Source organism: Lysinibacillus sp. FSL K6-0102 (genome assembly GCF_038003545.1).
GTDB lineage: Bacteria > Bacillota > Bacilli > Bacillales_A > Planococcaceae > Lysinibacillus > Lysinibacillus capsici.
The window spans coordinates 953,792-979,719 of sequence record NZ_JBBOPH010000001.1; the positions used below are offsets into that span (position 1 = coordinate 953,792).

Here is a 25,928-nt window from a genome sequence, read left to right on the forward strand (position 1 = left end):
GGACCACCAGTCTTTTTACAACCATGAAGCTATTTACGCTTACTTGCCGTCACTTCAATGTACGAAAGATTAGCGTGCGTTAACAGGTTCAAAGTTATTTTTATTTGTAGGCTCGATTGAGAATTGATCTAACTCTAATTTAACCTTTTTTAAGATTTCTTCACATTTTTTTACAAGGTGTGCTGGATAAACCTCGTCATCGCCATATTCAACACCATGCGGATAATAGTATTTACCAAGGACTGGTTTCATTAATGTAAGGATAGCATCGTGTGCACCTACGTCACCAGAAATAGCATATGCGAATACGCGTAGGTAATAACGACCTTCACGAGTATCGAATCGTTTATCGAATGTCATACGCTCGTAATCCCAGCCGCCATCACATTCTAAACCATGTTTTTTCATAATGCTGACAAGTAGCTCTTGATCAGCTGTTAAATTTTCAAGGTTAGTATTTTCAAAATACATGTATAGTCCTCCTTTAGGTTCTCGTACAAAGTATACGCTCATTTTTATAATAGAGCATATTCGACATTGTTGCAATGACAACATTGTGTCAACCCAATTACAATTGATATAATAACTTACAATAATGGTGATGAAAAGGAGTCCTGTATGAAAGCTTTATTCCGCATTTTAATGGTTTGTGGTGCAGTTGCATTAATTGGTTTTATGTTTTTTAATACCCCTAAGGAAAATGAGCCACTAGAAGGCCCAAATACCAATTCGAATATCATACCTCAAACACAGCTAAAGCAGGAACCTGCAATAGGAGCAATGACACGTCCACAAACGGGTATATCCACATTGATAGGAAAAGGCACACAAACTGTTTTAGAACAATATGGGGAGCCTGCAAGAAAAGAGCCGTCTTCATTTGGTTATCAATGGTGGGTCTACAATGAAGACGTATCAACTTTTTTTATGATTGGTATTGATAATAATATTGTGACACAAATTTACATAGCAGGACAAGAAATTGATGCATTTCCTTTTAAAGTAGGCCAAAAACGTGATGAAATATACAGAATGACGATCATTGATTATGAGGTAGCCGCCACTGTAGGCGAAAATATTTTCATTTTCTCAATGAGTGAAGAAGATATGCAAACAAGGCTGCTTATCAAATTTGATGGTCTTTATGCACAGCTTTACATAGATAGGGAGACAAGTGAGTTGCAAGGGATACGATATACAGACAGTGAAACACTTGTCCTTCATCAGCCATATGAAATGAGCTATCAAGGGGAGCTTGTTAGACGTGCTCCACCTTCCTCTTTCTTACAGCAAGAAATTGATGTGGCTAGCGCTAAACAATTAGACGATTTGCTAAATGTAACAAGAGTCCATCATGATTTACTTCCTTTAGAAATGGATGAATCATTGGAGGAAGCAGCAAGAATGCATAGTGAGGACATGAAGGTGCAAAATTTTTTAGCGCATGAATCTCCAACCTATGGTGATCTAAAAAAACGATTACAGACGCAAAAAATCGAGTATAGTGAAGCGAACGAAAACCTGGCAACTGCTTATTTTGATGCGATTGAAGCCATGCATGGCTGGACAAATTCTCCTGAACATAGAAAAGTTCTTTTGAATGATCGATATACACGCGTTGGTTCTGGCGCCTTTGTAGATTATTATACGCAAATATATCTTGAACCTACTACACAAGAAGTGGGTAGAGAAGAGCAAGATAATGAAGAGACGAAAAATGAAAAACAAGATAGCGAAGAATCTACAGATAAATCAAATCAAACCTTACCATAACAGAAGAATATTCAGATGAAGACAAGCTTTCAACAAACGGGCTTGTCTTCATTTTTTATGTGGAGTTTCTCCTTCTTTTAGGCTTCTACATTTTTCGTCACACCGTTACAAACGCCGTCATATGATAGAGAACTGAAAGGGGGAATGAGGTTTGCAATTAGCAGAGTTATTAAAAGACTGGCCATGTAGCGTGACGGGAGGATCTATACGAACAGAAATTACTGGTGTAGAGGACTATGCACAGGCGGTACAACCTGGTGATATATTTATTGTGCGAAAAGGTAAAAAAACATCGGGAAGTCGGTTTGTCAAAGAGGCATTGGCACGTGGAGCTGCTGCCATCGTTTCAGAAGAAAGTATCTCTTTGCCAATTATAGATAAAGAAATTCCTTTTGTATGGGTTCCAAATACAGCATTATTTTTATCGTATGCAAGTGCGAAGCTTGCTGCTTTTCCAGCAGAAGCTTTAACTGTTATCGCCATTACAGGTACAAATGGAAAGACGACAGTGAGCCATTTTGTTAGTCAGCTTCTAAATGCACTACATAAACATGCAGCAGTTATTGGAACGGTTGGCTTTTTCATCAATGGTGAGAAACAACAAACGGCTTATGAGCAATTAACAACATTGCAAGCTAAAGAATTACACCCCATTCTTAAGCAATGTGTGCGAAAAGGTGTGACCCATGTTGTATTAGAAGCTTCTTCAATGGGGTTGCAGCAGCATAGGCTCGATCATTGTGACATTGACTGTGGTGTATTTTTAAATTTATCAGAAGATCATTTAGAAGATCATGGAGGTTTAGAAGCTTATAAACGTGCCAAGAAACGTTTAGCGGATTTATCAAAAAAGCTAGTATTAAATGGAGATGATAATTTTTGCCGTTCTGTTGGTATTTATGATAAGAAAAAATCTTGCTCATTTGGTTTTGATAATCACAATGATTTACATATTCAAATCGTCAGTGAATCAGTTGGAAAAACCGTACTTTGTTTACAGACTTCCGCGAGTGAGCATATTGTAGAAATTCCTTTTGTCGGTAAATACCATGTGCAAAATGCTGTTGCATCCTTAATGGCTGTATGGCGCTTAGGTGTCCCTATGGAAGATATAGTTGGACATATGTGGTCGTTAAGGCTACCAGAGGGCAGGCTAGAGAAGATTGAAAATCCATTAGGAATTGATGTTTATGTAGATTATGCCCATACAGCAGAAGCATTGCAAGCAGTATTGCAAACCTTTGATCGCTCTAAAACAATTTACCTTGTCTTCAGTTGTGGAGGAAATCGAGACAAGGCGAAACGCTTTGCAATGGGGGCAGTAGCAAGTAAATATGCTGATGTTATTTATTTAACAACAGATAATCCTCGTGATGAAGATCCTATTGTGATTAATGAAAGTATTATTGCTGGTTTTACAGAGCAACAATATTATGAAATTTATTTAGATCGCAAACTTGCTATCCATCAAGCATTAGCAAAGGCAGAAAAGGGAGACATTGTCCTTGTTGCCGGAAAAGGGCATGAACAAACACAGCAAATTAAAAATCAAAAGTTCCCTTTTTCCGATCAACAATGTATTAAAGACTATTTTGCGAGTTTAATTACGGACGACGCTGAATAACGAAGAAAGATCCTGTAGCAATGGCAAGCCTGCGACCAGTCTCATCTTCAATATCACATTCCATGACAAGCGTTTGGCGTCCCTTATGAACAAAACGACCACGTGCAATCAATTCTTTATTTGTAGTGGTAGCAATATACGATATATTCATGTTCGTAGTAACTACATTATAGCCCTCAGGCACATAGCGCGAAGCAAGCCCTCCCATAGCGGCATCAGCAATCGTTGCAACAATACCTCCGTGTGGCACCTTTATCGTATTATGGATGACCGGTGTAATAGGGATACGGACCTCACTGACCTCAGGCTCAAATTTACCTACCATATGTAAAGTAGCATTAATATAACGACGGTGAATGCCTTGCTGTTTCTCCCGTAGGCCATTTAAAAGATGTAATAAAACTTCTTCATCTTCCTCGGTACTGTCTTGTAAAATCTCGGCCACTAACTGTTCAACCTGCTCCTTAGATGTTGTCATCATTTGGAAAACCTCTTTCATTAAAATTATCATTAATGTAAAATTACCATAAAATCTGTTATGATGGGAAAGAGATTGGGGGAATTAAAGATGATGATGACCTCTGACTGGGTAATCATTTTGGATGAGGCGGAAGCGCTTTGTGAGATGATTCTTTCCTCAGAACCTGCGATGGCGCTACAACAAGCGTATGAAGCTGTATATAGTGATGCACAAATTGTAGAGGCTATATATGCATTTAATCGCATGAAAGAGCAGTACGAAGATGTACAACGTTTCGGAAAATATCATCCGGACTACCATACAATTATGAAGTCGATTCGCCAACAGAAAAGGGCACTTGACTTAAATGAGAAAGTTTCAGCCTTGAAAATTGCTGAAAACGATTTTCAGGATTTACTGGATGAGATTAGCCTATTAATAGGAAAAACGGTCTCTGAAGCGGTAAAAGTTCCTGTTAGTAATCCATTCTTTGCATCTGGTTCATCTTGCGGAGGTGGATGTGGCTCGGGCGGTTCATGCTCTTGCTCAGCGTAATAGTATGTATATATAACATATCTCTTCTAGACTGTAGACAACTCGAAGGCAACTGAGTTAGTTTACAGTCTTTTTTATAATTAAATTCAAGGAGGAAGCATTAATGAAAACTTATCGAATTGCCGTAATACCTGGGGATGGAATAGGAAAAGAGGTTGTGCCAGCTGCAATAAAAGTTCTTGATCAGGCAGCTTTGTTAGATGGACGCTTTCAATTTGAATGGACAATTTTTCCATGGGGCTGTGAATACTATTTAGAGACAGGAAAAATGATGCCTGATAATGGCATAGAGCTGTTAAAACAGTATGACCAAATATTTTTAGGTGCAGTTGGTATGCCTAACTTGGTTCCGGATCATGTATCATTATGGGGCCTTCTCATTAAAATTCGACGTGAGCTACAGCAATTTATTAATGTACGACCTGCAAAGCTACTTCAAGGGTTACCATCACCTTTACGACAACCAAATGATTTTGATTTTATTGTTGTAAGGGAAAATTCTGAAGGGGAGTATGCTGAAAGCGGAGGAAGAATACATAGTGGACAAGATGAGGTGGCAATCCAAAATGCTGTTTTTACAAGAAAGGGTACAGAACGGGCGATGCGCTATGCATTTGAATTAGCCAAAACACGTAATGGACATGTGACAAGTGCTACAAAATCAAATGGGATTACATATAGCATGCCTTTTTGGGATGAAGTGTTTACTCAAGTAGGAAAAGAATATGAAGAGGTAGGTCAAGCATCTAATCATATTGATACACTAGCGGCATTTTTAGTGATGAAGCCAGAAAATTTTGATGTTATCGTAGCATCGAATTTATTTGGGGATATTTTGACAGATCTAGGCGGTGCCATTATGGGAAGCATTGGTATTGCACCTGCAGCAAATTTAAACATTGAAGGGCTATATCCATCAATGTTTGAACCTGTCCATGGTTCTGCACCAGATATAGCTGGTCAAGGAATTGCCAATCCTATTGGACAAATTTGGACAGGTAAGATGATGCTCGATTTTCTTGGTTATCAAGATGTGGGAACAAGGATATTGAATGCTATAGAGCAAACATTAGCGCGGGGTATAAAAACGCCTGATTTGGGTGGAGCTGCCACACTACAAGAAGTAACTGATGCAATCATAGATTATTTAACTTAAGTATTACTGTAATGGGAAGTAATAATGGATCTAACATTTACATGAAAGGGAAGCACATCAGTTCAGTGTGCTTCCCTTTCATTCCTAGTCTTATTTAGACTCTTGAACTTGTAATAACTCAACTGCAATATCCGGACGATCTGTAATAATGCCCTTTGCTCCATTATTGAGTAATTTTTTCATCGTATCTAGGTCATTGATTGTCCAATAGTGGACAGGAATATTGAGGTTGTTTAAAAACTGAATAAATTTAGGAGAATCTAATGCAATAACCCCTGACTTTGGAGGGATTTGAAAAACATCCACTTTAGGGTGATATAAATGTCCAAACTGACTTGAGAAAGAAGCAAATGCTTTTCTGACATCTGATTCACCTGCACCAAGTGCTACTTGATTTTGAGCATATAAATTAAAACGATCTATTTGCTCACCATAAAAGCTTGTCACAACAACACGATGTTCAGCTTGAAGTTCTTCAATTAAGCGCCAAAGTTTAGAAGGCATCAGACTCCCTTCGTACGTATCAGGAGCATCTTTGATATCAATGTTGATTAACATATTTGGATAGGCTTCAAGCAACTCTCGTAAAGTTACGACTTTTAATTTATCCTCTCGATATGGGAAATTTCCCTCTAAATCTTCAAATTGGTAGCCGTGGTTCAAGGCATTGATTTCTGCCAACGTCATATCTGCAATGAGACCATAGCCATCCGTTGTACGTTCAACTGTCTCGTCATGGAAAACAATAATTTCCTCATCTTTTGTTAGGCGAATGTCGATTTCAAAGCCATCGACACCTAGCTGTGCAGCTTTTTCAAATGCAACCATTGTATGTTCTGGTGCTAAAAGAGCTCCGCCACGATGTGCAAGAATTATGGGGCGTTCGAATTGTAATGCTTGTTTACCTTCGCGTTGCTGTGGTTTTGAAATAGCTTTACTGCCTGCCCAAGCTGCTGCACTTGCTGCTGCAATTGCAAGCGCAATTTTTGTTTTCTTACCCATATTCGTCCTCCTTAACAATTATCCTCATATAAAAAGTAGTAGTGAATTCATTGTTTAATCAATAGTAGTAAGTACAGGGCCTACTATTAAAATTAGTTATATAAGTGAATGATGATTTTTTTATGCCGATTTTTGCCATCCTATTTGAAAAACAATCATTATGGAGGTGCAAATGTCTTGTAAAGGGTTCATTTGAGGCATGATCATCTTTCAGCATTCTTCTGTTCCTGTAATGATGCTACAATTGAATTTAATTAAAACAACTGATTCATCTTCACGATGTTCAACGTCGTATGCTTTTCCATTATAACGGAAAATTGAGCGTTCTGTCAGCTAAACTCTGTTGCTATCATTTTCTGGTCTATGGTATTCTTTTATGTAAGAAATGAGGGAATCCACTATGAACGAACGACAAGGGCTAATCGTTTACGTCCATCAATTAAAACATGCGAAGTCACTTCGGAAATATGGTCATGTTCTTTATATTTCTAGAAGGCAAAAATACGTAGTGCTTTACTGCGATCGTGAGGATATTGACATGATGACAACAAAACTACAACGCCTTCCATTTGTGAAAGACGTTGTGGCGTCTTATCGTCCTTTTGTAAAAACTGAATATGAAAATGCAAAACCAGATAAAGCAAAGGAATATGACTACAAAGTAGGTCTATAAACTTATGTTAATGCAGGTATATAGTTATTTAGTCTTAATATACCTATTAAGTATTGATAAAATAGTTTTGATTCCGAAAATATAGATGAGTGCTTTATTTCTACAACTACTGCTTTTCGACCGAGTTGTTCTATTTGTGCTTCAAACATTTTTTGTCGCTGTGTTGGCTGTTCTTCATTGTATGGGATGCCTTCTCGACAAATATAAATAGGCATGAACTTACTTTCGCCGACTGGTTTAAGGGCGACAGCTAAAGAAATCACCTTCTTGTCTTCTTTTGTAGATGTTAGTAAAAAGGCTTGATGAAAACGTTCCTGGTTGGTTTTAATAATTTCGAGTAGCTCGTAAACATCACCATAGCCTTCACCTAATTCTATAAATTGTTGTGGCATAATAATTGCACATCCTTTCCAATATTCATAGTATCATGCTGCGGGAGGTCAAGCACATGAAATTTGCATTAAGCTTTTTTTCTATTTTAGCACTAATCATTACAGGAACTGTATTTTTCCAATACCATGCTTATTCATCTGATTTAGAAACAGGCATAGGGGATTTTCATTATTCTCAGGAAATAGAAATTGTCTATCGCGAAAATAGCTTAGATATTCGTCAACATTTTAAAAACCTACCAAATCAAAAGGTGAAAATTAAATGGCCTGAAAAAGCAACAAACGCTAGTTGCTTTATTGAAAATGAAAAAAGCTGTGATCGTTTATCAGATGAAGTTTCTTACTTTGCAAAAGGGGAGACAAAATCACAATCTGTGTCATACATAATTCCAATTGAGGGTGGCTTAAAAAATAAGATGCTCCTTCAAAATGTTTTTGCTACACTAATAAATGGTGAAGCATCGTATTCAATTGTTTCAATTTCTACAGACAGTAAGGTGAAAGGACAATGGGTTACGGGTTTGCCCCTAGTAGGTCAACAACAACTTGTACTTGTCAATTACGCAATGTTTAGAGGAAACGGTACTGTTCAAGATTTATATTGGCAAGCCGGGGAGCTTAAAGCGCAAGAACAGACACCGGTGTTATCAATTTATGCCGAGCAAGAAGTCCCTAATGATTTTCTAAAGTCATTAAAAAATTTACAGCTTCTAAGTGATGAGCATATTGCAATTATTCAAGAAAAAAGTCCAGTAGCAGTTCATGACGAAAGATTGTTATTTTTACCAACACTTACTGCACAAGCTGTAGAGCAAGAAGTAATTTTATCACAAATCAAATCACAATATAATTTTGTAGATTCCCCAGAATGGTTGCCTGAGGTTGTGGCATCCTATTTAATAAGCGATCCAATTGGTGGAGAAAAAACAAAGAAAATCATCAAGACATTAAATGATTACATGACGGATGCTCAACAACAAGCTTGGCAGGAAACATTGAAAAAGCTTGGAGATGAATCGATTTCACCAGATACAATGGACAAGTACTTATCACAGGTATTAGATGCCAAGACATCTTATTTTACATTAAATGCAGCTCAGCAAAATGGAACCTATCCACTTTTATTTGAGGATGCACGTGATGTCTATGTGGATGATACATTGAAGGAAGATGTTCATGTTATTCTCTATGAGGGACAGGTATTGTATACGGCAGATACATTATTGCCTTACCTCGGCTACTCAGCTGCGGAAGGAAAGAATGGCTATTATGTAAATAGTGAGCATCGTACATTCCGTTTCCCTAAAGAGCCTGGATTTTATGTATTCAACCAGCGTAGGTATTCGACTATCTCTGAACCAATCATTAAGATTGCTGATCATTATTATGTAGAAGAAGCTTGGTTACAACGATTATTCCTAGTTGAACTACAAAAAAAGGATGAGCGTATTCAAGTATTAAAACAAGAGCAACAATAACTTTTGCAGCGGAGGGCCAACCTTTCGCTGCAAAATACTTTATATAGACGAAAGTACGGTGAGATGCTGATATGAGAGTTGTAGCAGGAGAGCGCAAAGGAATGCCGCTTAAAGCAATAGCAGGAAATACGACAAGGCCTACAACTGACAAAGTAAAGGAGTCCATTTTTAATATAATTGGGCCATTTTTTGATGGAGGTTTAGCGTTAGATCTGTTTGCTGGAAGCGGTGGCTTGGGGATTGAATCATTAAGTAGAGGAGCAGAACGTGCTATTTTTATTGAGAAAGATCCTAAAGCATTCCAGGTGCTACAAGAAAATATAAAAAAATGCCGTTATGAAGAATATACAGAGCTTTTTCGTATAGATGCAAAGCGCGCTGTGAAAGCGCTATTAAAGCGTGATATTACATTTAAACTCGTTTTTTTAGATCCACCTTACCATCAGCAGGAATATTATGACCTCGTACAGATTTTGGTCGATAACCGTAAAATACAACAAGATGGTATTATTTTATGTGAACATGCAAAAGAGATAGGATTACCTCAAAATTTTGGGGAGTTTGTTTTAACAAGACAAGAAACCTATGGCGGAACAATTATTTCTGTTTATCGCTGTACAGAGGAAGAGGGAGAATAAGTTGTCTGAAAAAATTGCTGTAGTTCCTGGAAGTTTTGACCCTGTAACATTCGGCCATTTAGATATAATTAAACGTGCGGCTGATGTGTTTGATATCGTATATGTAGCAGTATTAAACAATTCAGCAAAGAATCCTTTGTTTTCTGTAGAGGAACGTATGGCTTTGATGGCTGAAGTGACAAAAACCTTACCTAATGTTCGTATAGAGAGTTCTTCAGGCTTATTGATTGATTATGCTAAGGAAAAAAAGGCGAAGGCAATTGTTCGTGGCTTACGAGCAGTTTCAGATTTTGAATATGAGATGCAAATTACATCTATGAACCGTTTCCTTGATGAAACAATCGAAACATTTTTCATCATGACGAAAAATCAATATTCATTCCTAAGTTCTAGTATAGTAAAAGAGGTTGCGAAATACGGTAGTGATGTTAACGAGCTAGTCCCTACATGTGTCGTAAAGGCTTTAAAAGAAAAATATGGTTTTACACAATAAGGATGCAGAGGATGTCAAAAGAACGATGACATCCTCTTTTTTGATATTTAGAGCGATTGTTATTTTAGAAAAAATAGAGCATAAATAGTTGGTACAATGATTATGCTAAGGAGGCGGAATTTAATATAAGGTCGTACAGAAAGTTTTGCAGATTTGGCGATAACAAAAATTTGTAAGTGAATACTTATACTTTGCATCGTTAACAAAATCACAACAAGTAAATGGATATAAGGAAGATCTGGAAATGCTGTAACTGTCATTTTAAGACCGTTCGTTACCTCCAGAACAGCTGCTATGGAAAGCTCAATCGTATAGGGAAGCTTTGGTATCAGCTGATCTAAGCCTTGTTGTACAATGGTTTGAATCGTTGTGAAAAAGATGATGGTTGTACCAACTAGTAGAATGGTTGGGGCTGTTTCTTTAATACTTTCCGAAAATGGAGCACTATAGAGTGGTGTGTTGTGTACGGAGATATTAGGTGAATCAGTTTTGCGAAAGAAAAAGTAGCCAGTTACTAGGCAACAAATATTAAACGTATGTAGTAAACATAAAAACAACCATCCAAACGTATTACTGTGTAGTAAATCAAGGCTTACAAAACCTAATACAAAAAGTGGACTAGGTGCATGACAAACAGCTAGCAAGAAATTTGCCTCTTTAGGGTGTAATTGACCACTATTTTTCAAATAAACAATAGTGGTTGCACCAGTTGGATAGCCTCCAAGAGCACTAATAATATAGGCTTGTACGTATAAAGAAGCCCTTTTTGTTTTGGTACGCATAGGGGCTGTTAAACGCAGAAGCCATTGTGTTAACACAAGATACGGCAATAAGTACGGAAAAAGTGCTTCCATGAAAAGATTTAAGCCTAAATCAGTACCACTGTGAGCGGTTTGTGGGAATAACAAGAGTAAGAGAATTAGAATTACGCAGAGCACTATTTGAATTGTAGCAAACATGTTATCATCTCGTTTCAACTTTTTGTCATTCACATAGGCAAATGCTAAAATCAATATATGTGAGAAAGGCAAAAACATGAACGTATGGTTTTGCAAGCGTCCTAGGAGGTGTTTTCAAGTGAAGAAAAAAATTAGTATTTATGCAGTGTTGATAGTCGTGATTTGTTTTATGATGTTATACCGACTAGACGCGTATATTATGAAACCTGGCAGTGCCTATGATGTCAGTAAATTTGTTACTGTGGATAGTAAAGAGGCAGATAGTGAGGGGTCTTTAAGTTTAATGACAGTTGCTATGCAGCAAGCCACACCATTTTCGTATTTGTGGGCGAAAGTTCAAAAATATCAAAAGCTAATGGATATTGAACAAGTACGAAATCCTTTAGAGGATGATGAGGAATATAATATTCGACAGTTAAAGTTAATGTCTGATTCACAATTTAATGCCAAATATGTAGCCTTCCAAAGAGCAGGGCTAGAGACAAAGGTACTTTTTAATGGTGTATTCATATTAAACGTTTTAGACGGAGGAGCTTCGGACGGTATTTTAAAAGCGGGTGATGAAATTGTCGAGGTTGATGGACAAAGAATAACTAGCCAGCAAATGCTTGTGGATCTATTAAAACCTAAGCAGCTTGGCGATAAGGTAACCATTCAATTTATACGTAATGAAGAACAACACCAGGAGACTATTACACTACAGGAAATTCCTAACGCCCAAGAACATAGAGCGGGTTTAGGTATTTCTTATACTGAAAGCAAATCGATTGAAACTAATCCGAAAGTGACGATGAAAACAGAGGATATAGGGGGACCTTCTGCTGGACTGATGTTTACACTTGAAATATTAGACCAATTACTTGATGAAGATTTAACAAAAGGCTATGCAATTGCTGGAACAGGTGAAATGCTAATAGATGGATCTGTTGGAAGAATTGGTGGAATAGACTATAAGGTTATTGCCGCTGATCGTGACGGCATGGAAATCTTTTTTGCACCAGATGATGAAATCTCTCAAGAAATGAAAGCGAAGTACCCAGAGCTAGAATCGAATTATGCAACGGCTGTCAAAACGGCCAAAGAGATTAAAACAAAAATGAAAATCGTTCCAGTGAAGAGCGTTGACGATGCTATCAATTATTTAAAGCAACTTCAACCAAAATAATATAAAGGGATGCTAAAAGGACTTTAGCATCCCTTTTGATGTCTTTAGCAACGAATAGGTGGTGTTTGATAATCCTTCGGCAGCGTAAAATCCTTTGTTCCTTGCTCGATACTTAAATTATAAAGCTCTGCTGAATGTATATCGATAGCTAACATCGCATCATTTGTAGCTGCAACTCGACTGATTAAGGGTAATTCTATATTCTTTTTTTGCTGACCTAAATAAGCTTGTCCTGTCGAACTCATACCCAATAGCCGAATAAAAGAGGGCGCGTTAAAACTTTGAAGCTGCTTTTTGGTAAACCCTGTATAGATATGTGTTATCATCCGTTGAAGGCGGGTCCAAGTATAACGCTTAGATTTTATTTTTTCCATAAAGCTATAAAATGTAGAGCTGTTTTTGGCTGCTTTTACAATTGCGTTTTCTATGCCCTCTGTTACTTCTGCATAACGAGTAAGTTCTGAAGGGGTATGTCTTATAATGGTGAACTGTAATAACGGCCAAAATGTTTCCCAGCTTGCAAATTGGTTATACTTTGTATGCCAGTCTGTTAAATAATCAAAAGTAGCTGTAGGAACAACATTTTGTACACTTTGTAAAGAATTTGTAGAGGCAAGGGCTTTACGTATGCCAGTGGCACTGGCGATCGATGCATCTTCCTTTAATGCATCATGATATCCTGCTGCAACGCGAGGAATTGTTAATGGTTTAATGTTGCTGTTAAGTGCCCTCGCTGCTTCAAGATAATGAAAGCCCAATATATTATTTGGTTGTGCAAGATCGATGTATGGAGCAGGGTACATCTGAGAAAGCTGTTCATAGGCGTAATGTAGGCTTTTTGGGTAGCTGGCACCTGTTTTAAGGCTGTCTTTAATGAACAGGTCATATTCTGCACGGTGGCTGTCAATCAGCTCGAAAGTGTTTAGAAAGGGCTGTATAGAGCCGTCTTCACTTCCAAAGGCAAAAGAGTTGCAACCAACAGCACTTAATAAGGAAATGGCTCCTTTTGCGAAATCTGTAGCAGGTGCTGTACTATAGACATAAGGCAGTTCAATAACAATATCTACACCGCCAGAAAGTGCCATTTTAGTACGTGTCCATTTATCTACCATGGCAGGTTCTCCACGTTGTAAAAATGTGCCGCTCATAACAGCGATTACGAGATCTGCCTGTGCTGCTTTTTTAGCCTGTTCTAAATGATAAGCATGTCCGTTGTGAAAAGGATTATATTCAACAACAATTCCAACTGCTTGCATGCTTCTCCCCCTTATAATTTGTGTCTTTATTTTAAACTGTTAGGAGTAAATACACTTCTCATAGTATATAATTATAGGTGGGTTTTAAAGTGGTGACAAGAAATTATCTTGACATCTATTTTTACACATTATATAATCAACAGTGTTGTCTCGAGGTGATTAAACGAATGAAATGGTCAATTCATCAATTATCTAAATACCGCCAAAACGGGATGCCAATCGATGCCTTTGTCCAGCTGGATGAAGTGATGGAGCGAAACCAGGATATTCGAGCAATTTCGCCCGTTCATGTAAAAGGGCTATGTACTTTTGGTGCATCGCAAATGACATGTCAGTTAACTGTGACAGCAACGTTAACACTACCATGTGCTCGCACATGGGAGGATGTTGAGTTTCCAATTGAAGTTGAGACAGTTGAAATTTTTAGCTGGATTGACGAAGATAAACGAGGAGACGATGACGGAGACATTCACTATATTGACGGTGAAGTCATCGACATGAAACCGGTTCTTGAGGAATTAGTTTTGCTTGAGGTACCAATGCAAGTGTTCAAGGAAGATTCTGAAGGACAAGTGCATGGTGGTAAAAATTGGTCTTATGCAACAGATGAAGACGTAGAGCTACACAAAAAAGCTGACGAACAAAAAGTGGATCCAAGACTAGCTGCTTTAGCTAAGTATTTTGATCAAACAGACGAATAGACGATCTGTAAGGAGGTGCCATCAATGGCTGTACCATTTAGAAGAACTTCTAAAACTGCAAAAAGAAAGCGTCGTACGCATTTCAAATTATCTGTACCTGGTATGGTAACTTGCCCTAACTGTGGTGAGGCTAAATTATCACACCGTGTTTGCAAAGCTTGCGGACAATACAAAGGTAAAGAAGTAGTAAGCAAATAATACAGTGTTTGCTCACTTAAAAGGCTAGTAGAGAGACCATGGCTCTTTACTAGCCTTTTTGTTTGCTTAAAAAGACGGAATATTTCGTTGATTATGAAATTCTTTACAATAGTGAAATAATTGTGTGATACAATTTATTCATTGTGACAAAGGGGGTAGTAATATGTCTTATACGATTGGCAATCATGATGGCATTATGACGTTTACCATTAACCGTGAAGAGAAACGGAATGCTGTCAATGATGAGGTGATGAACGGTCTTCAAGAAGTCATTACATATATTCGTGGGCATGAAGATGTGCGTTTCTTAGTAGTGACTGGTGCTGGCGATAAATCGTTTTGCTCAGGAGGGGATTTATCTGAGTTTCATTCATTGGAAACAGAGGATGAGGCATTTGGTATGTTAAGTAAGATGGGGAAAATATTATATGACCTTGCTACGCTTCCTGTACCAACTATAGCACTTATAAATGGTACTGCTGTTGGAGGGGGCTGTGAGATTGCAACAGCTTGTGATTTTCGTTTAGTAGCTAGCCATGCGAAATGTGGATTTATTCAAGGAACACTAGCCATTACAAGTGGCTGGGGTGGCGGTACATATTTATTTGAACGAGGTTTGCGTCATGATCGTGCGATGAAGATGCTCGTGGATGCGAAGCCTTACCCTGCGCAATTATTATATGAGATAGGATGGGCTATGCGTGTTTTTGAAGGCTCAAAAGAAGATGCCTTGAACGATTTTATTGAACATATGCGAAAAATTCATCCTTCTGTTCATAAAGCTTATAAGGAGATTGAGCTTAGAAAGTGGCGTGAACGAAATATGTATGAGCGTGTGATGGAAGAAGTTCGTACCTGTGCAAAGTTGTGGGAAAGTGAAGCGCACCATCAAGCAGTTAATAATTTCTTGACAAAGAAGAATAATAAGTAATGTATAAAGACAGTGTTGAGAGTAAAAACATCATCACTGTCTTTTTTCATGCAATGATTCTATTTTGCTTGCTTTTGCATATAGTAGTAAAAAATGCGAGGGTGATAGATTATGGAATTGAAAAAAAGAAAAGATCAATGGACAAAGGAAGATGATGAAAGACTAGCAGAAATCGTATTGCATAATGTGCAAAATGGCAAAACACAGCTAGAGGCCTTTGAAATGGCGGCCATAGAACTAGGTCGTACAAAACAAGCGTGTGGCTTCCGATGGAATAAAACATTGCGTGGTCAATATAGTCAGTCACTACTAGCTGTGCGAAATCAGCCCCAACAATCTATGCGAAGTCATTTGAAATTAGCGTTGACAAGTTTTGACGAATTAACGGAGGCTTATCAAACGCTTGAAATGAAGCATCGGGAATTGCAAAATGAGCATGAGAAGCTAGTGAAATGGCTTCAGCAAGGTTATTCATTAATGAAAGATTAAAATTATGATTACGTGGTTTTTGGAACATGAATTACATTGCTTTTCTTTTATGGACATAAAACCCTTTCTGTATATCGTCAATAATCAGTCTATCCTGTATAATAAAAGAACCTGCGTAGAAGGTGCCTTAGATGTATTCTAAGGCACCTTATTCTTATAGTTTTATGAAAGTATACTATTCAGAGGTGAAGCATCAGATGGGGGTTTTAAAGTCTGCTGTTATAGGAGGCACGCCAAAAAGTGCTTGATGGTGTGAATAGTATCGTGTTGCTTCAAAGTATCACAGAGTGTTTTGAACATTTTGGAATAATCTGGATGTGATGACATCGAGGTACATTGATCAGTAAAGATGGAAAGGGTGTAGACAATGAAAGTAGCGATAATTGGAGCAGGGGCAGTTGGTCAATTAACAGCAAGTTTTTTAGCGGAGTCTGGTGTACCAGTAACGTTGGTTGCCAGAAGGCAGGAACAAGTAATTGAACTAAATGCCAAGAAGTTAACACGTATCAACGTTGATGGGACTAAAACTGTGCAAAGGATTGTTGCTACTACAGATTTGGCTAATCTACCAAAGCAAGATTTACTAGTGATTGCTGTTAAATACGGACATTTGCAAAAGCTCTACAATCAATTAGCCTTATTCTCAAGTGAAATGCCGTTGCTTTTTATGCAAAACGGCTTAGCGCATTTTGAGGAGGCACTACTCTTGCCACAAAAAAATATCGCCTTTGGTTCAGTGACCTTTGGAGCTCAATTGTTGGACCATTCAACGGTTCAGCATAGAGGAGTAGGGCTATGTAAAATAGCAATAGAACGAGGAGAACACCAGGCTTTTCAACAGCTACTACAATTACAACGTTCCTTATTTCCTGTTGAATTGGCTAGTAATGCAGAGCAAATGCTTTTTGCAAAAGCGGTACTTAATAGCTTAATTAATCCATTGACAGCTGTATTGCAAGTAAAGAACGGAGAGTTAGTGACTAATCAACAAGCATTTTTACTGCTAGAAAATATTTATCGAGAGCTTACGGAAGCTTTTGAAGATATTGAACACACCATATCTTTTAGTGATGTGATAGACTTATGTAGGAAAACGGCCAACAATACTTCATCTATGCTAGCGGATCGTCTGCAGGGGAGAAAAAGTGAAATCGAAACAATTGTTGGTGTCATTCTAAATAAAGCTTTAGCAAACGGTCATAATTTACCTACTTTGCGTACTTTATATCATCAAGTGCTTGCAATAGAGGAGAGCGGTGAAAGAAGTTGAAAGACCTTTTACATATAGTTATTAGTATCATTATTTTTTGTCCAATTGTTCTTTTCGTAATTGTTTATCTGGTTGGCAGGAAAGTTAAAATTCGAGGCACACATGCTTTTGGAGCAGCCTCTGATGTTACGACATTGTGCTTGTTTTTTTCTGTTCCGTTAGCTATCGGTGTTCTTTGGCGTGTTAATGTTGGAGCGCTTTTAGTGATCCTCGCGATAATGATGGCCATGATTTTTACATATATTGATTGGCGGACTAAAAAGGAAATAGAAGTAAAGCCGTTATTAAAGAAAATTTGGCGTTTTTTATTCTTAATACTTAGTACAGCTTATCTAGTGATATGTATCGTGGGTGTTATCCAATCCATTATGGAATATTTACAGGTTGTCTAAGCATTTTCTTTTCATGTTGAAGCTTTAAGCGTTAAAATAATAGCATTAAAATAGTTATAAAAATCATTCTGTGGGGATGAGAATATGGATTGCATTCATAAACCTTCGAAACTAGAAGCGTAGTTCAGTGATATGAGGAAGTGAACCAGCGCATGTTTTTTTTCTACCGAAAGCAAAGTTAGGTATAGAAAATATTTCTCGAGGGAGAATGATGGCTTTTAAATCGAAATGTCTGCTGCAACATTGTTGCCTAAAAGCCGCTAATAGATGCCGTGGATTTTTTTGAGCAATTTGAATGTCAAGGCAACATTGAAAGCCTCATGTGCATAGTATGAATGAAATTCAATTTCTTGTTATGAGTAAGGAAATGATTTAGTGAGTAGAGGAGTTTATGTTAAATGAAACTGGAGTCAATCCAAGTACCTATAAAAAATCATGTACTAGCAGATTACTGGTCGCCAAATACTGCCATTCATCAATTTTTTGAGTATGAATACAATGATCAAGCTTTTGAGAAAAGAGCGGAGCATTTAGCGCGAAATTCCCGTGATCAAAAAGAGTTAACAACAATCATCCGTCAATTTATGGAGCCGCTGGGGTTATCCAAAAAAACGAATGAACATTTAGAACAACTAGAGCAAGGAGCTATGGTAATAGTTGGTGGACAACAAGCAGGTATCTTAACAGGCCCTCTTTACTCCGTTCATAAAGCTATTTCAGTTATTGCATTAGCGAAAGAGCAAAGTACGAAGCTTCAACAGCCTGTTATTCCTGTTTTCTGGATAGCTGGAGAAGATCATGACTTAGAAGAAATCAATCACACCTATACGGTACATGGGGAATTGCTGAAAAAAAGAGCTTATGGGGAGCGCTCTAGACGTAAAACGATGGCTTCTGCAACAGCCCTCAACAAAGAGTCGATGACGCAATTAATTAATACAATTATTCGTGATATTGGAGAAACAGAGTATACAGAAACGCTGATTAAGCAATTAGTTGACGCATTGAACAATAGTGAAACATTTACAGATTTCTTTGCCTGTCTAATGAATCAATTATTCAAAGAGGAAGGCTTATTATTAATCGATGCCGCTAACTTTCAATTCCGTCAATTTGAACATAAATATTTTGCTCAAATCATTCAATCCAATGAAGAAATTGCTAGAGTAGTAACGGAAAAGGAGCAAGAGCTTGAACGTGCTGGCTATGGTAAGCCTATTTTAGCAACATATGAAGCCGCCAATTTATTTTACGTAGAAGATGGGGAGCGACATCTTTTAGAAAGAAAAAATGATCTGTTTGTTAATTTAGCGGCAAACCTTAAATTTACACAAGAAGAGCTATTAGAAGTGGCGCATAATCATCCTGAACGTTTAAGTAATAACGTAGTAACTCGCCCATTGATGCAGGAGATGACATTGCCGGTATTAGCGTTTGTTGGAGGTCCAGGAGAGCTAGCTTATTGGGCGACACTGAAAAATGCATTTTCAGTGTTAGATTTACAAATGCCGATTTTTGCTCCGCGCCTACATATAACTATTGTCACTCGTCATGTAGAGCAATTATTACGCGAGCATCAACTAACTGTTACTGACGTATGGGAAGGGAAAGCATTACACCTGAAAGAACGTTTTATTGCAGATGTACAGGACAGTGAAGCCAAACGTCAAATTCAAGCTATGCAGCAGTTGTTAGTAGAAAAATATGAAGAGCTAGCCTCCTATTTAGAGAAACAGCATCTGCAATTAGATAAGATTCTTGAGAAAAATCAAGAAAATCATGCGAAGCAATTTGACTATCTACAGCAAAAAATTGAACAAACTGTATTGGGTAAGCATGAAACGACGATTCGTAAATTTATGACATTGCAAAATGAATTATATCCGAATGATGGTTTCCAAGAGAGATCCTTTAATCCGTATCAATATTTCAATGAGTTTGGACCTATGTTAATTACTGAAATGCTGAAGCAAAATTATAGCATCGGTAAACACCACTATTTACTTTATTTATAAAATTAATAAACAGATACTTTTTACCTAAGTAGTAATTTGATATCCTGTGAATTTGATGAATAATGTCGAGATAAATAGTATTTAAAGAGCTATCCTACCAGGGGTGGCTCTTTTTTTGTATCATTTAGCACATGTCAAAAAAATTCCTAAAGGTCTAATTGCATATTAAGTGATAAAATGTCAAGTTTTTTTTAAAAAAAGTGGAGGAAAGTGGGGGGATGTGGTACATTATTTAATAAAGTGGGGTGAGTAGTATGTTCATGGGAGAATATCAACACTCCGTTGATGCGAAAGGGCGATTAATCGTACCGGCAAAATTTCGTGAAGCTTTAGGCGAAACGTTTGTTGTCACAAGAGGTCTCGATAACTGTCTATTTGGCTATCCTATGAATGAATGGCGAAAACTCGAAGAGAAATTAAAAGGTTTACCAATGACCAAAAAAGATACACGAGCATTTGCGAGGTTTTTCTTTTCTGGAGCAACAGAGGTAGAGATAGACAAGCAGGGGCGTATCAACATCCCAGCTACCCTTATGCAGCATGCGCATCTAGTAAAAGAATGTGTGGTGTTGGGTGTTTCAAATCGAATCGAGATTTGGGCTAAGGATGCTTGGGAAGCTTACTTTAGTGAGTCTGAACAATCTTTTAATGAAATTGCAGAAAATATGATTGGCTTTGATTTTTAACTTGTAATAGGCATTACAACGTGATAGTTGAATGAGGTTAAGGCCTGAGAGGAGCGAGTGGTATGTTCGATCATACAACCGTGTTATTAAAAGAAACTGTTGATGGGTTGAACATAGATCCTGATGGTGTATATGTGGACTGTACACTAGGTGGTGCGGGACACAGTGAATATCTAGTACAACAATTATCAGATAAAGGCCGCTTAATTTGTTTTGATCAAGATATGACGGCTATTGAAAATGCGAAAATTCGATTAGCACCTTATATAGAGCGTGTTACATTTATCCATTCGAATTTCCGTTACTTAAAAGAAGAACTATTAGCTCATGGCATTAAGCAGGTTGATGGTATTTTATATGACTTAGGCGTATCTTCTCCACAATTAGATACACCTGAGAGAGGCTTTAGTTATCACCACGATGCACCACTTGATATGCGTATGGATCAAACTGCAACACTGACAGCATCAGATGTTGTTAATCAATGGGCATACGAAGATCTTGTTCGTATATTTTTCCGTTATGGAGAAGAAAAGTTTTCTAAACAAGTTGCCCGTAAAATTGAAGAGGCTCGAAAAACAGAACCGATTGAAACAACTGGTCAACTTGTAGAATTAATTAAAGAGGGTATTCCAGCAGCGGCACGCCGAAAAGGTGGACATCCGGCAAAGCGCATTTTCCAAGCAATAAGAATTGCTGTTAATGATGAGCTAGGCGCAGCAGAGGATTCATTAGTCGATGCGATTGATATGATTAACGTAGGGGGGCGCATTAGTGTCATTACGTTCCATTCATTGGAGGACCGCCTATGCAAGACAATCTTTAAGGAAGCGTCATCATTACCGGAATTACCGCCAAATTTACCTGTAATTCCTGATGACATGAAGCCAACTTTAAAGCTTATTACACGAAAGCCTATTATTCCTTCTGATGAAGAATTAGCAGTTAATAATCGTGCGCGTTCAGCGAAGCTTAGAGTGGTGGAGAAAATTAACGACAAAGGGCGTGAGTAAATGGCAGCAGTTCGTGTAAGGCAACAGCACCAACATCAACAAGTGCAACAACCGATAACACCACCTAGTCCACAACCCACTATCATACGTCGTAAAAAAACGAACCAGAAGTTTGAAAAGACAATGCTAATTGTTTTAATTGGCATTATTGCTGTACTAGGAATTCTTGTATTAAATAAACAAGCAGCGATTCAAACAACAAGTATAGACATTCAAAAAATCGAATCAGAAGCAGAAGAGATTGCGAAACAGAATGTTGACTTAACGGTTCGTGTAAGTGAACTTTCTACATACGAAAACATATGGAAAAAAGCCAAAGAACTCGGTTTAACTCAAAATGAGAAAAATGTAAAGGTAGTGCCGGGAGAATGAAAAAAAAGAGATTTCGATTCCAATGGGGAGCCTTTCTATTATTAATTTTTTATGGAGGGCTCTTTTTTCTATTATTCACAAGAATGGTGACATTACAGGCTACAGGTGAAGTGGAAGGACAAGAGCTTGCAGCGAGAGCAGCAGCTAAGTATGGTAAGGAAAGTGTAATTACAGCTAATCGTGGGAAGATTTATGATCAAAATGGACAAGTAATTGCAGAGGATACATTGAGTTATCGCATGATTGCCATTGTAAGCGAAAAGGCTACAACAGATCCAAAGAATCCTCGTCATGTAGTGGATTCGGAGAAAACGGCAAAAGTACTAGCGAAATATATTCCAGCGATGAAGGAAAAGGAAGACGAGATTGTTAAAAAATTGAACAATCGATATAGAAGTGATGGTGAACCTTTATATCAAGTTGAGTTTGGTAGCGCAGGCCGTGGCATTAGTCACGAGGTCATGAGTAAAATAAAGGAAGAAAAATTACCAGGAATTCTCTTTGTGAGTGACTTAAAACGGTATTATCCAAATGGTGTATTTGCCTCGCATTTAATTGGCTATGCTCTCAAAAAAGATAATGAAGATGGCACGGTTACAACCAAGGGAGAAATGGGTCTAGAATATACGTATGATAAAGAATTAACAGGCGTTAATGGCAAGGTGGAATATGAGACAGATGCTTTCCGCTATTTGCTTCCAAACAGTGAGAAAATGATTACACCTGCAAAAAATGGGGACGACATTTATTTAACACTTGATAAAACAATCCAAAGCTTCTTAGAGGAAGCAATGACAAAGGTTGAACAGGAATATAATCCTGAGTCCATGACCGCGGTAGTAGCAGATCCGAAGACTGGAAAGATTTTAGCAATGTCACAGCGTCCTACATTTAACCCAGAAACACGTGATAGTCAAAATATGAAGTGGCTGAATGAGGTGATTGAGGAGACAATTGAGCCTGGCTCAACGATGAAAACTTTCACGCTTGCTTCAGCTATCGATACGGGAAAATGGACACCGAATGACTCATTTAAATCAGGATCATATACAGTGTTTGACCGTACGATTCGAGATCACAATAGATATGGTTGGGGTTATATCACTTATTTACAAGGATTCCAACGCTCTGCCAATACTGCTATGGCCCATTTATTAACAAAGATTGGCGATGATGTATTTATTGATTATCTAGACCGCTTTGGTTTTGGGCACAAAACGGGTATTGATTTACCGAATGAAGCAACAGGTACTATTTTATCGAAGTACCCTATTCAAAGAGTAACAACAACTTACGGCCAAGGTTCTACAGTAACACCTATTCAGTTAATCCAAGCGATGACTGCTATTGCGAATGATGGCAAGATGATGCAACCGTATGTTATCGACCGTATTGTTGATTCTTCTACTGGGAAAATTATTCAAAATCATGAGCCTGTTGAAAAAGGACAGCCGATTAAAGCTGATACAGCGAAACAAGTACGAGAAATCCTAGCTTCAACGTTAACATCAGAATATGGTACAGCTAAGGATTTTATATTGGAGGATTATGAGGTTGCAGGGAAAACGGGTACTGCCCAAATTCCGAAAGCTAGTGGTGGATATCTTTTAAACCAATACCTTTATTCATTTTTAGGTTTGGCTCCTGTAGATGATCCACAGCTAATTGTATATGTCTCAGTGAAAAAACCTAAGCTGAACAATGAGCTTGGATCTGTACCAGTATCAAAAGTCTTTAATCCAGTTATGTTAAATAGCTTAAAGCACCTTAATATCAACCCAGACGATGTTCAACATGTCAATAAAGTCAGTATTCAGGACTTTACAGGTCAAAGTGCTGAAGCGGTTGAAGTAGAATTAGCCAATGATGGTTTACAACCAATTGTTGTTGGTAGTGGTGGTAAAATTATTGAACAATATCCAACGAACACTCAAAAGCTGGTAAAAGGTAGTTTTGTATTTTTAAAGACAGATGGCGAGGTAACATTGCCTGACTTTACGAATTGGTCATTACGTAATTTACTAGTCTTCAAATCTATGACTGGACTAGAGATGGAAATATTCGGCGAAGGTTTTGTAGCAAGTCAAAGCGTTTCAGCTGGAACCGTCATCACTGATAGTTCCCCGATTGTTGTTAAGCTCAAAACACCTGCTGAAAGCTTTGTACAAGACGTTGAAGCTGCCTCTGAGGGTGAAGTTGAAGAAGTAGAGGATGAATAATACTGAATAGAAGTCCACTTTATTTCATACGTTGTAAAAAACAAGGTGTGATGTCGAATGAAGTGGATTTCTATCCATTCTAAAAAGCGTTTACGTATTTTATATGTGTTGTTTATGTGTGTAGCAGTGGCAATTGTTGTTAGGTTGGTCTTTTTGCAAGTGTTAGATCAAAAAGAATTGACTACTAAGGCAGAGGAGAACTGGGACAGGGAAATTCCATTTGCGAATGAACGAGGGCATATAACAGATCGAGATGGAGAGAGTATTGTAACTAATAAGCTAGCGCCTACTTTATATTTCATGCCTTCACAAAGTGATGATATTGAAGGAGCTGCTGAAAAAATTGCCCAGGTTCTAGAAGTGGATAAAGCAAAGCTATTAGAGAAAATGCAAAAAAAAGCGTACTTAGTGAAACTAGCACCTGAAGGCAAAAATATACCTTATGAAAAAGCAGTAGAATTACAAGGCATGCAAATTGAAGGATTGTATAGTGGTGTTGATTATTCTAGGGATTATCCTTATGGCACTTTATTATCTCGATTTTTAGGTTTTACGGGGTATGATGCCCAAGGATTAGCTGGAATTGAATATGAATATGATAAATTTCTGCAGGCTAATTCTTCTGCTATCCGTCTCTTTACAGATGCCAAAGGTAATAATTTGCCTAATGTTTCAAGTGCTTGGAAAGCAGGAGAGGATGGTGCTACGATCGAGCTAACAATTGACGTTGATGTACAGCAAGTCGTAGAGCGCGAAATATCGCAAGCAATGAAGCGCTATGAAGCTGACCAAGCACTAGCGATTGCGATGAATCCAAACACTGGCGAAATTTTGGCATTAGCCTCTTATCCTACTTTCCACCCAGCGGAATATCAATTAGTAGAGCCAGCCATCTACAATCGAAATTTACCTGTATGGATGACGTATGAGCCCGGTTCTACTTTTAAAATTATTACCCTTAGTGCTGCGTTGGAAGAAAACTTAGTGGATTTGGAGCATGAAACCTTTTATGATCCAGGTTATACGATGGTGGCGGGAGCAAAGCTTCGCTGTTGGAAACGTGAAGGACATGGGCATGAAACCTTTTTAGAGGTGGTTGAGAACTCCTGTAACCCAGGCTTTATAGAATTAGGTCAGCGTCTAGGCAATGAGCGATTACTACAATATATTAAAGACTTTGGTTTTGGAAAAAAGACAGGGTCTAATATAGCTGGTGAAGCATCGGGTATTTTATTTTCTAAGGATGCCTTTGGTCCTGTTGAGCAGGCCACCACTTCATTTGGGCAAGGGGTAGCCGTGACACCTATTCAACAAGTTCAAGCAGTAGCTGCTGCCATAAATGGAGGCAAGCTTTATACGCCATATGTTGTGAAAAAGGTATTTAATCCAAATACAGGTGAAGTCATACAAGAAACGCAACCAGTTGTTAAAAATCAGGTAATTCGTGAAGAAACCTCTGCTAAGGTTCGTGGTGCTTTGGAATCAGTAGTAGCGAATGGTTCAGGTCGACAAGCCTTTCGAGATGGACTGCGAATTGGTGGTAAAACTGGAACAGCGCAAAAAGTTGAAAATGGCCGTTATAAAAGTGGAGAGTACATCGTATCCTTTATTGGCTTTGCACCAGCAGACAATCCACAAATTGTTGTCTATGTAGCTGTTGACAATCCGAAAAAGACAACCCAGTTTGGTGGTGTTGTAGCAGCACCTATAGTGGGGCAAATTATTGAGGATGTTGCGCCTTTTGTAGGTATTGAAAAATCGAAGGAACAACTGGAAAAGGATTATCGTTATGGTGACCCAATTACTGTGAAGGTACCGAATTTTATTGGTCAAACAAAGGATGATATTGCCAAGCAATTTTATCCATTCCGTATTGAATGGCATGGAGAAGGGACTAAAATTGGTAATCAATTACCTGAAGTGGATAGTGTTATCAAACAAGATGGTACCATTCATTTATATTTGGAGAACTAAAATAACTTTACCTTTAAAAAATGGGAAAGAACCACTATTATTAT

General features: G+C 37.9%; 27 protein-coding genes. 21 read left to right on the forward strand and 6 right to left on the reverse strand.

All coding sequences use genetic code 11. The features are described from left to right. Nucleotides 1-69: 69 nt before the first annotated feature. Nucleotides 70-471 (reverse strand): YugN family protein, encoded by a 402-nt coding sequence (locus NYE73_RS04425; protein ID WP_004224795.1) that lies wholly within the window; start codon nucleotides 469-471, stop codon nucleotides 70-72. A 147-nt stretch (nucleotides 472-618) separates the two neighbouring features. Between NYE73_RS04425 and NYE73_RS04430 the strand changes: the two genes are divergently transcribed. Together NYE73_RS04430 and NYE73_RS04435 are read left to right on the forward strand one after the other, a co-directional pair. Continuing rightward, nucleotides 619-1,773, forward strand: a complete 1,155-nt coding sequence (locus NYE73_RS04430; protein WP_048394693.1) for a CAP domain-containing protein — start codon at nucleotides 619-621, stop codon at nucleotides 1,771-1,773. A 151-nt stretch (nucleotides 1,774-1,924) separates the two neighbouring features. Beyond that, a complete protein-coding gene (locus NYE73_RS04435; protein WP_048394690.1) occupies nucleotides 1,925-3,397 on the forward strand; it encodes a UDP-N-acetylmuramoyl-L-alanyl-D-glutamate--2,6-diaminopimelate ligase in 1,473 nt (490 codons plus the stop codon). Here the strand turns inward: NYE73_RS04435 and NYE73_RS04440 are convergent. Next, nucleotides 3,378-3,878: a PaaI family thioesterase gene (locus NYE73_RS04440; RefSeq protein WP_259950996.1), complete on the reverse strand. Its 501-nt coding sequence runs from the start codon at nucleotides 3,876-3,878 to the stop codon at nucleotides 3,378-3,380. The two genes, NYE73_RS04435 and NYE73_RS04440, sit on opposite strands and share 20 nt — an antisense overlap. 87 nt (nucleotides 3,879-3,965) lie before the next feature. Between NYE73_RS04440 and NYE73_RS04445 the strand changes: the two genes are divergently transcribed. Continuing rightward, the gene (locus NYE73_RS04445; protein WP_004224800.1) at nucleotides 3,966-4,412 is read left to right on the forward strand and encodes a YlbF family regulator; all 447 of its coding nucleotides are present in this window, start codon (nucleotides 3,966-3,968) and stop codon (nucleotides 4,410-4,412) included. A gap of 103 nt (nucleotides 4,413-4,515) precedes the next feature. After that, on the forward strand, nucleotides 4,516-5,568 hold the full coding sequence (locus NYE73_RS04450) for a tartrate dehydrogenase (RefSeq protein WP_259950995.1): 1,053 nt from the start codon (nucleotides 4,516-4,518) through the stop codon (nucleotides 5,566-5,568). A gap of 90 nt (nucleotides 5,569-5,658) precedes the next feature. On the opposite strand, the gene NYE73_RS04455 is transcribed toward NYE73_RS04450, so the two are convergent. Beyond that, nucleotides 5,659-6,570, reverse strand: a complete 912-nt coding sequence (locus NYE73_RS04455; protein ID WP_048394685.1) for a glycerophosphodiester phosphodiesterase — start codon at nucleotides 6,568-6,570, stop codon at nucleotides 5,659-5,661. A gap of 400 nt (nucleotides 6,571-6,970) precedes the next feature. Here NYE73_RS04455 and NYE73_RS04460 point away from each other — a divergent pair, with 400 nt between their 5' ends. After that, nucleotides 6,971-7,243: a YlbG family protein gene (locus NYE73_RS04460; RefSeq protein ID WP_004224806.1), complete on the forward strand. Its 273-nt coding sequence runs from the start codon at nucleotides 6,971-6,973 to the stop codon at nucleotides 7,241-7,243. Between the two features lie 2 nt (nucleotides 7,244-7,245). On the opposite strand, the gene NYE73_RS04465 is transcribed toward NYE73_RS04460, so the two are convergent. Continuing rightward, on the reverse strand, nucleotides 7,246-7,635 hold the full coding sequence (locus tag NYE73_RS04465; RefSeq protein ID WP_036077099.1) for a DUF7147 family protein: 390 nt from the start codon (nucleotides 7,633-7,635) through the stop codon (nucleotides 7,246-7,248). Between the two features lie 56 nt (nucleotides 7,636-7,691). Between NYE73_RS04465 and NYE73_RS04470 the strand changes: the two genes are divergently transcribed. The 3 genes from NYE73_RS04470 to coaD all read left to right on the forward strand — a co-directional run bounded on the left by NYE73_RS04470 (nucleotide 7,692) and on the right by coaD (nucleotide 10,244). After that, nucleotides 7,692-9,113: an RNA polymerase II gene (locus tag NYE73_RS04470; protein ID WP_259950994.1), complete on the forward strand. Its 1,422-nt coding sequence runs from the start codon at nucleotides 7,692-7,694 to the stop codon at nucleotides 9,111-9,113. 71 nt (nucleotides 9,114-9,184) lie between these two features. Next, a complete protein-coding gene (gene rsmD / locus NYE73_RS04475) occupies nucleotides 9,185-9,751 on the forward strand; it encodes a 16S rRNA (guanine(966)-N(2))-methyltransferase RsmD (RefSeq protein WP_048394681.1) in 567 nt (188 codons plus the stop codon). A gap of 1 nt (nucleotide 9,752) precedes the next feature. Continuing rightward, nucleotides 9,753-10,244 carry a pantetheine-phosphate adenylyltransferase gene (gene coaD / locus NYE73_RS04480; protein WP_004224812.1) on the forward strand — a complete coding sequence of 164 codons (492 nt, stop codon included), beginning with the start codon at nucleotides 9,753-9,755 and terminating at the stop codon, nucleotides 10,242-10,244. A 59-nt stretch (nucleotides 10,245-10,303) separates the two neighbouring features. Here coaD and NYE73_RS04485 read toward each other — a convergent pair whose 3' ends face one another. Then, nucleotides 10,304-11,062 (reverse strand): hypothetical protein, encoded by a 759-nt coding sequence (locus NYE73_RS04485; protein ID WP_340815125.1) that lies wholly within the window; start codon nucleotides 11,060-11,062, stop codon nucleotides 10,304-10,306. A 259-nt stretch (nucleotides 11,063-11,321) separates the two neighbouring features. Here NYE73_RS04485 and NYE73_RS04490 point away from each other — a divergent pair, with 259 nt between their 5' ends. Further along, the gene (locus tag NYE73_RS04490; RefSeq protein WP_048394679.1) at nucleotides 11,322-12,368 is read left to right on the forward strand and encodes a SepM family pheromone-processing serine protease; all 1,047 of its coding nucleotides are present in this window, start codon (nucleotides 11,322-11,324) and stop codon (nucleotides 12,366-12,368) included. A gap of 44 nt (nucleotides 12,369-12,412) precedes the next feature. Here NYE73_RS04490 and NYE73_RS04495 read toward each other — a convergent pair whose 3' ends face one another. Continuing rightward, entirely contained in the window at nucleotides 12,413-13,624 is a 1,212-nt protein-coding gene (locus tag NYE73_RS04495) for a nucleotidyltransferase (protein WP_259950993.1), read from the reverse strand. A 167-nt stretch (nucleotides 13,625-13,791) separates the two neighbouring features. Here NYE73_RS04495 and NYE73_RS04500 point away from each other — a divergent pair, with 167 nt between their 5' ends. From NYE73_RS04500 to NYE73_RS04555, 12 genes are all read left to right on the forward strand, one after another. After that, nucleotides 13,792-14,325 (forward strand): YceD family protein, encoded by a 534-nt coding sequence (locus tag NYE73_RS04500; protein ID WP_004224818.1) that lies wholly within the window; start codon nucleotides 13,792-13,794, stop codon nucleotides 14,323-14,325. Nucleotides 14,326-14,349: 24 nt separating this feature from the next. Next, on the forward strand, nucleotides 14,350-14,523 hold the full coding sequence (gene rpmF / locus NYE73_RS04505; RefSeq protein ID WP_004224819.1) for a 50S ribosomal protein L32: 174 nt from the start codon (nucleotides 14,350-14,352) through the stop codon (nucleotides 14,521-14,523). 163 nt (nucleotides 14,524-14,686) lie between these two features. Continuing rightward, nucleotides 14,687-15,454, forward strand: coding sequence for an enoyl-CoA hydratase/isomerase family protein (locus NYE73_RS04510; protein WP_221679716.1), 768 nt, complete (start codon nucleotides 14,687-14,689; stop codon nucleotides 15,452-15,454). Between the two features lie 111 nt (nucleotides 15,455-15,565). Next, the gene (locus tag NYE73_RS04515; RefSeq protein WP_004224822.1) at nucleotides 15,566-15,943 is read left to right on the forward strand and encodes a transcriptional regulator; all 378 of its coding nucleotides are present in this window, start codon (nucleotides 15,566-15,568) and stop codon (nucleotides 15,941-15,943) included. A 367-nt stretch (nucleotides 15,944-16,310) separates the two neighbouring features. After that, a complete protein-coding gene (locus NYE73_RS04520) occupies nucleotides 16,311-17,213 on the forward strand; it encodes a ketopantoate reductase family protein (protein WP_259950992.1) in 903 nt (300 codons plus the stop codon). Then, nucleotides 17,210-17,605: a DUF3397 domain-containing protein gene (locus NYE73_RS04525; RefSeq protein ID WP_048394673.1), complete on the forward strand. Its 396-nt coding sequence runs from the start codon at nucleotides 17,210-17,212 to the stop codon at nucleotides 17,603-17,605. Before NYE73_RS04520 ends, NYE73_RS04525 begins: the two co-directional genes overlap by 4 nt. A 398-nt stretch (nucleotides 17,606-18,003) precedes the next feature. Beyond that, nucleotides 18,004-19,620, forward strand: a complete 1,617-nt coding sequence (gene bshC, locus NYE73_RS04530) for a bacillithiol biosynthesis cysteine-adding enzyme BshC (RefSeq protein ID WP_048394671.1) — start codon at nucleotides 18,004-18,006, stop codon at nucleotides 19,618-19,620. A 254-nt stretch (nucleotides 19,621-19,874) separates the two neighbouring features. Continuing rightward, a complete protein-coding gene (gene mraZ / locus NYE73_RS04535) occupies nucleotides 19,875-20,306 on the forward strand; it encodes a division/cell wall cluster transcriptional repressor MraZ (RefSeq protein ID WP_004224832.1) in 432 nt (143 codons plus the stop codon). Between the two features lie 62 nt (nucleotides 20,307-20,368). After that, a complete protein-coding gene (rsmH, locus tag NYE73_RS04540; RefSeq protein ID WP_259950991.1) occupies nucleotides 20,369-21,319 on the forward strand; it encodes a 16S rRNA (cytosine(1402)-N(4))-methyltransferase RsmH in 951 nt (316 codons plus the stop codon). After that, on the forward strand, nucleotides 21,320-21,691 hold the full coding sequence (gene ftsL / locus NYE73_RS04545; RefSeq protein ID WP_004224836.1) for a cell division protein FtsL: 372 nt from the start codon (nucleotides 21,320-21,322) through the stop codon (nucleotides 21,689-21,691). Beyond that, nucleotides 21,688-23,910, forward strand: a complete 2,223-nt coding sequence (locus NYE73_RS04550; protein ID WP_259950990.1) for a penicillin-binding protein — start codon at nucleotides 21,688-21,690, stop codon at nucleotides 23,908-23,910. The genes ftsL and NYE73_RS04550 overlap by 4 nt, the downstream gene beginning before the upstream one ends. 57 nt (nucleotides 23,911-23,967) lie before the next feature. Further along, complete coding sequence (locus tag NYE73_RS04555; RefSeq protein WP_259950989.1) at nucleotides 23,968-25,884, forward strand: stage V sporulation protein D; 1,917 nt, start codon at nucleotides 23,968-23,970, stop codon at nucleotides 25,882-25,884. Nucleotides 25,885-25,928 lie beyond the last annotated feature (44 nt).

What these genes read in the sequence shown, in the direction of transcription:
- NYE73_RS04425 (WP_004224795.1), bottom strand. Translation starts at nt 471, where the DNA reads ATGTATTTTGAAAATACTAACCTTGAAAATTTAACAGCTGATCAAGAG.
- NYE73_RS04430 (WP_048394693.1), top strand. Translation starts at nt 619, where the DNA reads ATGAAAGCTTTATTCCGCATTTTAATGGTTTGTGGTGCAGTTGCATTA.
- NYE73_RS04440 (WP_259950996.1), bottom strand. Translation starts at nt 3,878, where the DNA reads ATGATGACAACATCTAAGGAGCAGGTTGAACAGTTAGTGGCCGAGATT.
- NYE73_RS04445 (WP_004224800.1), top strand. Translation starts at nt 3,966, where the DNA reads ATGATGATGACCTCTGACTGGGTAATCATTTTGGATGAGGCGGAAGCG.
- NYE73_RS04450 (WP_259950995.1), top strand. Translation starts at nt 4,516, where the DNA reads ATGAAAACTTATCGAATTGCCGTAATACCTGGGGATGGAATAGGAAAA.
- NYE73_RS04455 (WP_048394685.1), bottom strand. Translation starts at nt 6,570, where the DNA reads ATGGGTAAGAAAACAAAAATTGCGCTTGCAATTGCAGCAGCAAGTGCA.
- NYE73_RS04460 (WP_004224806.1), top strand. Translation starts at nt 6,971, where the DNA reads ATGAACGAACGACAAGGGCTAATCGTTTACGTCCATCAATTAAAACAT.
- NYE73_RS04465 (WP_036077099.1), bottom strand. Translation starts at nt 7,635, where the DNA reads ATGCCACAACAATTTATAGAATTAGGTGAAGGCTATGGTGATGTTTAC.
- NYE73_RS04470 (WP_259950994.1), top strand. Translation starts at nt 7,692, where the DNA reads ATGAAATTTGCATTAAGCTTTTTTTCTATTTTAGCACTAATCATTACA.
- rsmD (WP_048394681.1), top strand. Translation starts at nt 9,185, where the DNA reads ATGAGAGTTGTAGCAGGAGAGCGCAAAGGAATGCCGCTTAAAGCAATA.
- NYE73_RS04495 (WP_259950993.1), bottom strand. Translation starts at nt 13,624, where the DNA reads ATGCAAGCAGTTGGAATTGTTGTTGAATATAATCCTTTTCACAACGGA.
- NYE73_RS04500 (WP_004224818.1), top strand. Translation starts at nt 13,792, where the DNA reads ATGAAATGGTCAATTCATCAATTATCTAAATACCGCCAAAACGGGATG.
- rpmF (WP_004224819.1), top strand. Translation starts at nt 14,350, where the DNA reads ATGGCTGTACCATTTAGAAGAACTTCTAAAACTGCAAAAAGAAAGCGT.
- NYE73_RS04510 (WP_221679716.1), top strand. Translation starts at nt 14,687, where the DNA reads ATGTCTTATACGATTGGCAATCATGATGGCATTATGACGTTTACCATT.
- NYE73_RS04515 (WP_004224822.1), top strand. Translation starts at nt 15,566, where the DNA reads ATGGAATTGAAAAAAAGAAAAGATCAATGGACAAAGGAAGATGATGAA.
- NYE73_RS04520 (WP_259950992.1), top strand. Translation starts at nt 16,311, where the DNA reads ATGAAAGTAGCGATAATTGGAGCAGGGGCAGTTGGTCAATTAACAGCA.
- bshC (WP_048394671.1), top strand. Translation starts at nt 18,004, where the DNA reads ATGAAACTGGAGTCAATCCAAGTACCTATAAAAAATCATGTACTAGCA.
- mraZ (WP_004224832.1), top strand. Translation starts at nt 19,875, where the DNA reads ATGTTCATGGGAGAATATCAACACTCCGTTGATGCGAAAGGGCGATTA.
- rsmH (WP_259950991.1), top strand. Translation starts at nt 20,369, where the DNA reads ATGTTCGATCATACAACCGTGTTATTAAAAGAAACTGTTGATGGGTTG.
- ftsL (WP_004224836.1), top strand. Translation starts at nt 21,320, where the DNA reads ATGGCAGCAGTTCGTGTAAGGCAACAGCACCAACATCAACAAGTGCAA.
- NYE73_RS04550 (WP_259950990.1), top strand. Translation starts at nt 21,688, where the DNA reads ATGAAAAAAAAGAGATTTCGATTCCAATGGGGAGCCTTTCTATTATTA.
- NYE73_RS04555 (WP_259950989.1), top strand. Translation starts at nt 23,968, where the DNA reads ATGAAGTGGATTTCTATCCATTCTAAAAAGCGTTTACGTATTTTATAT.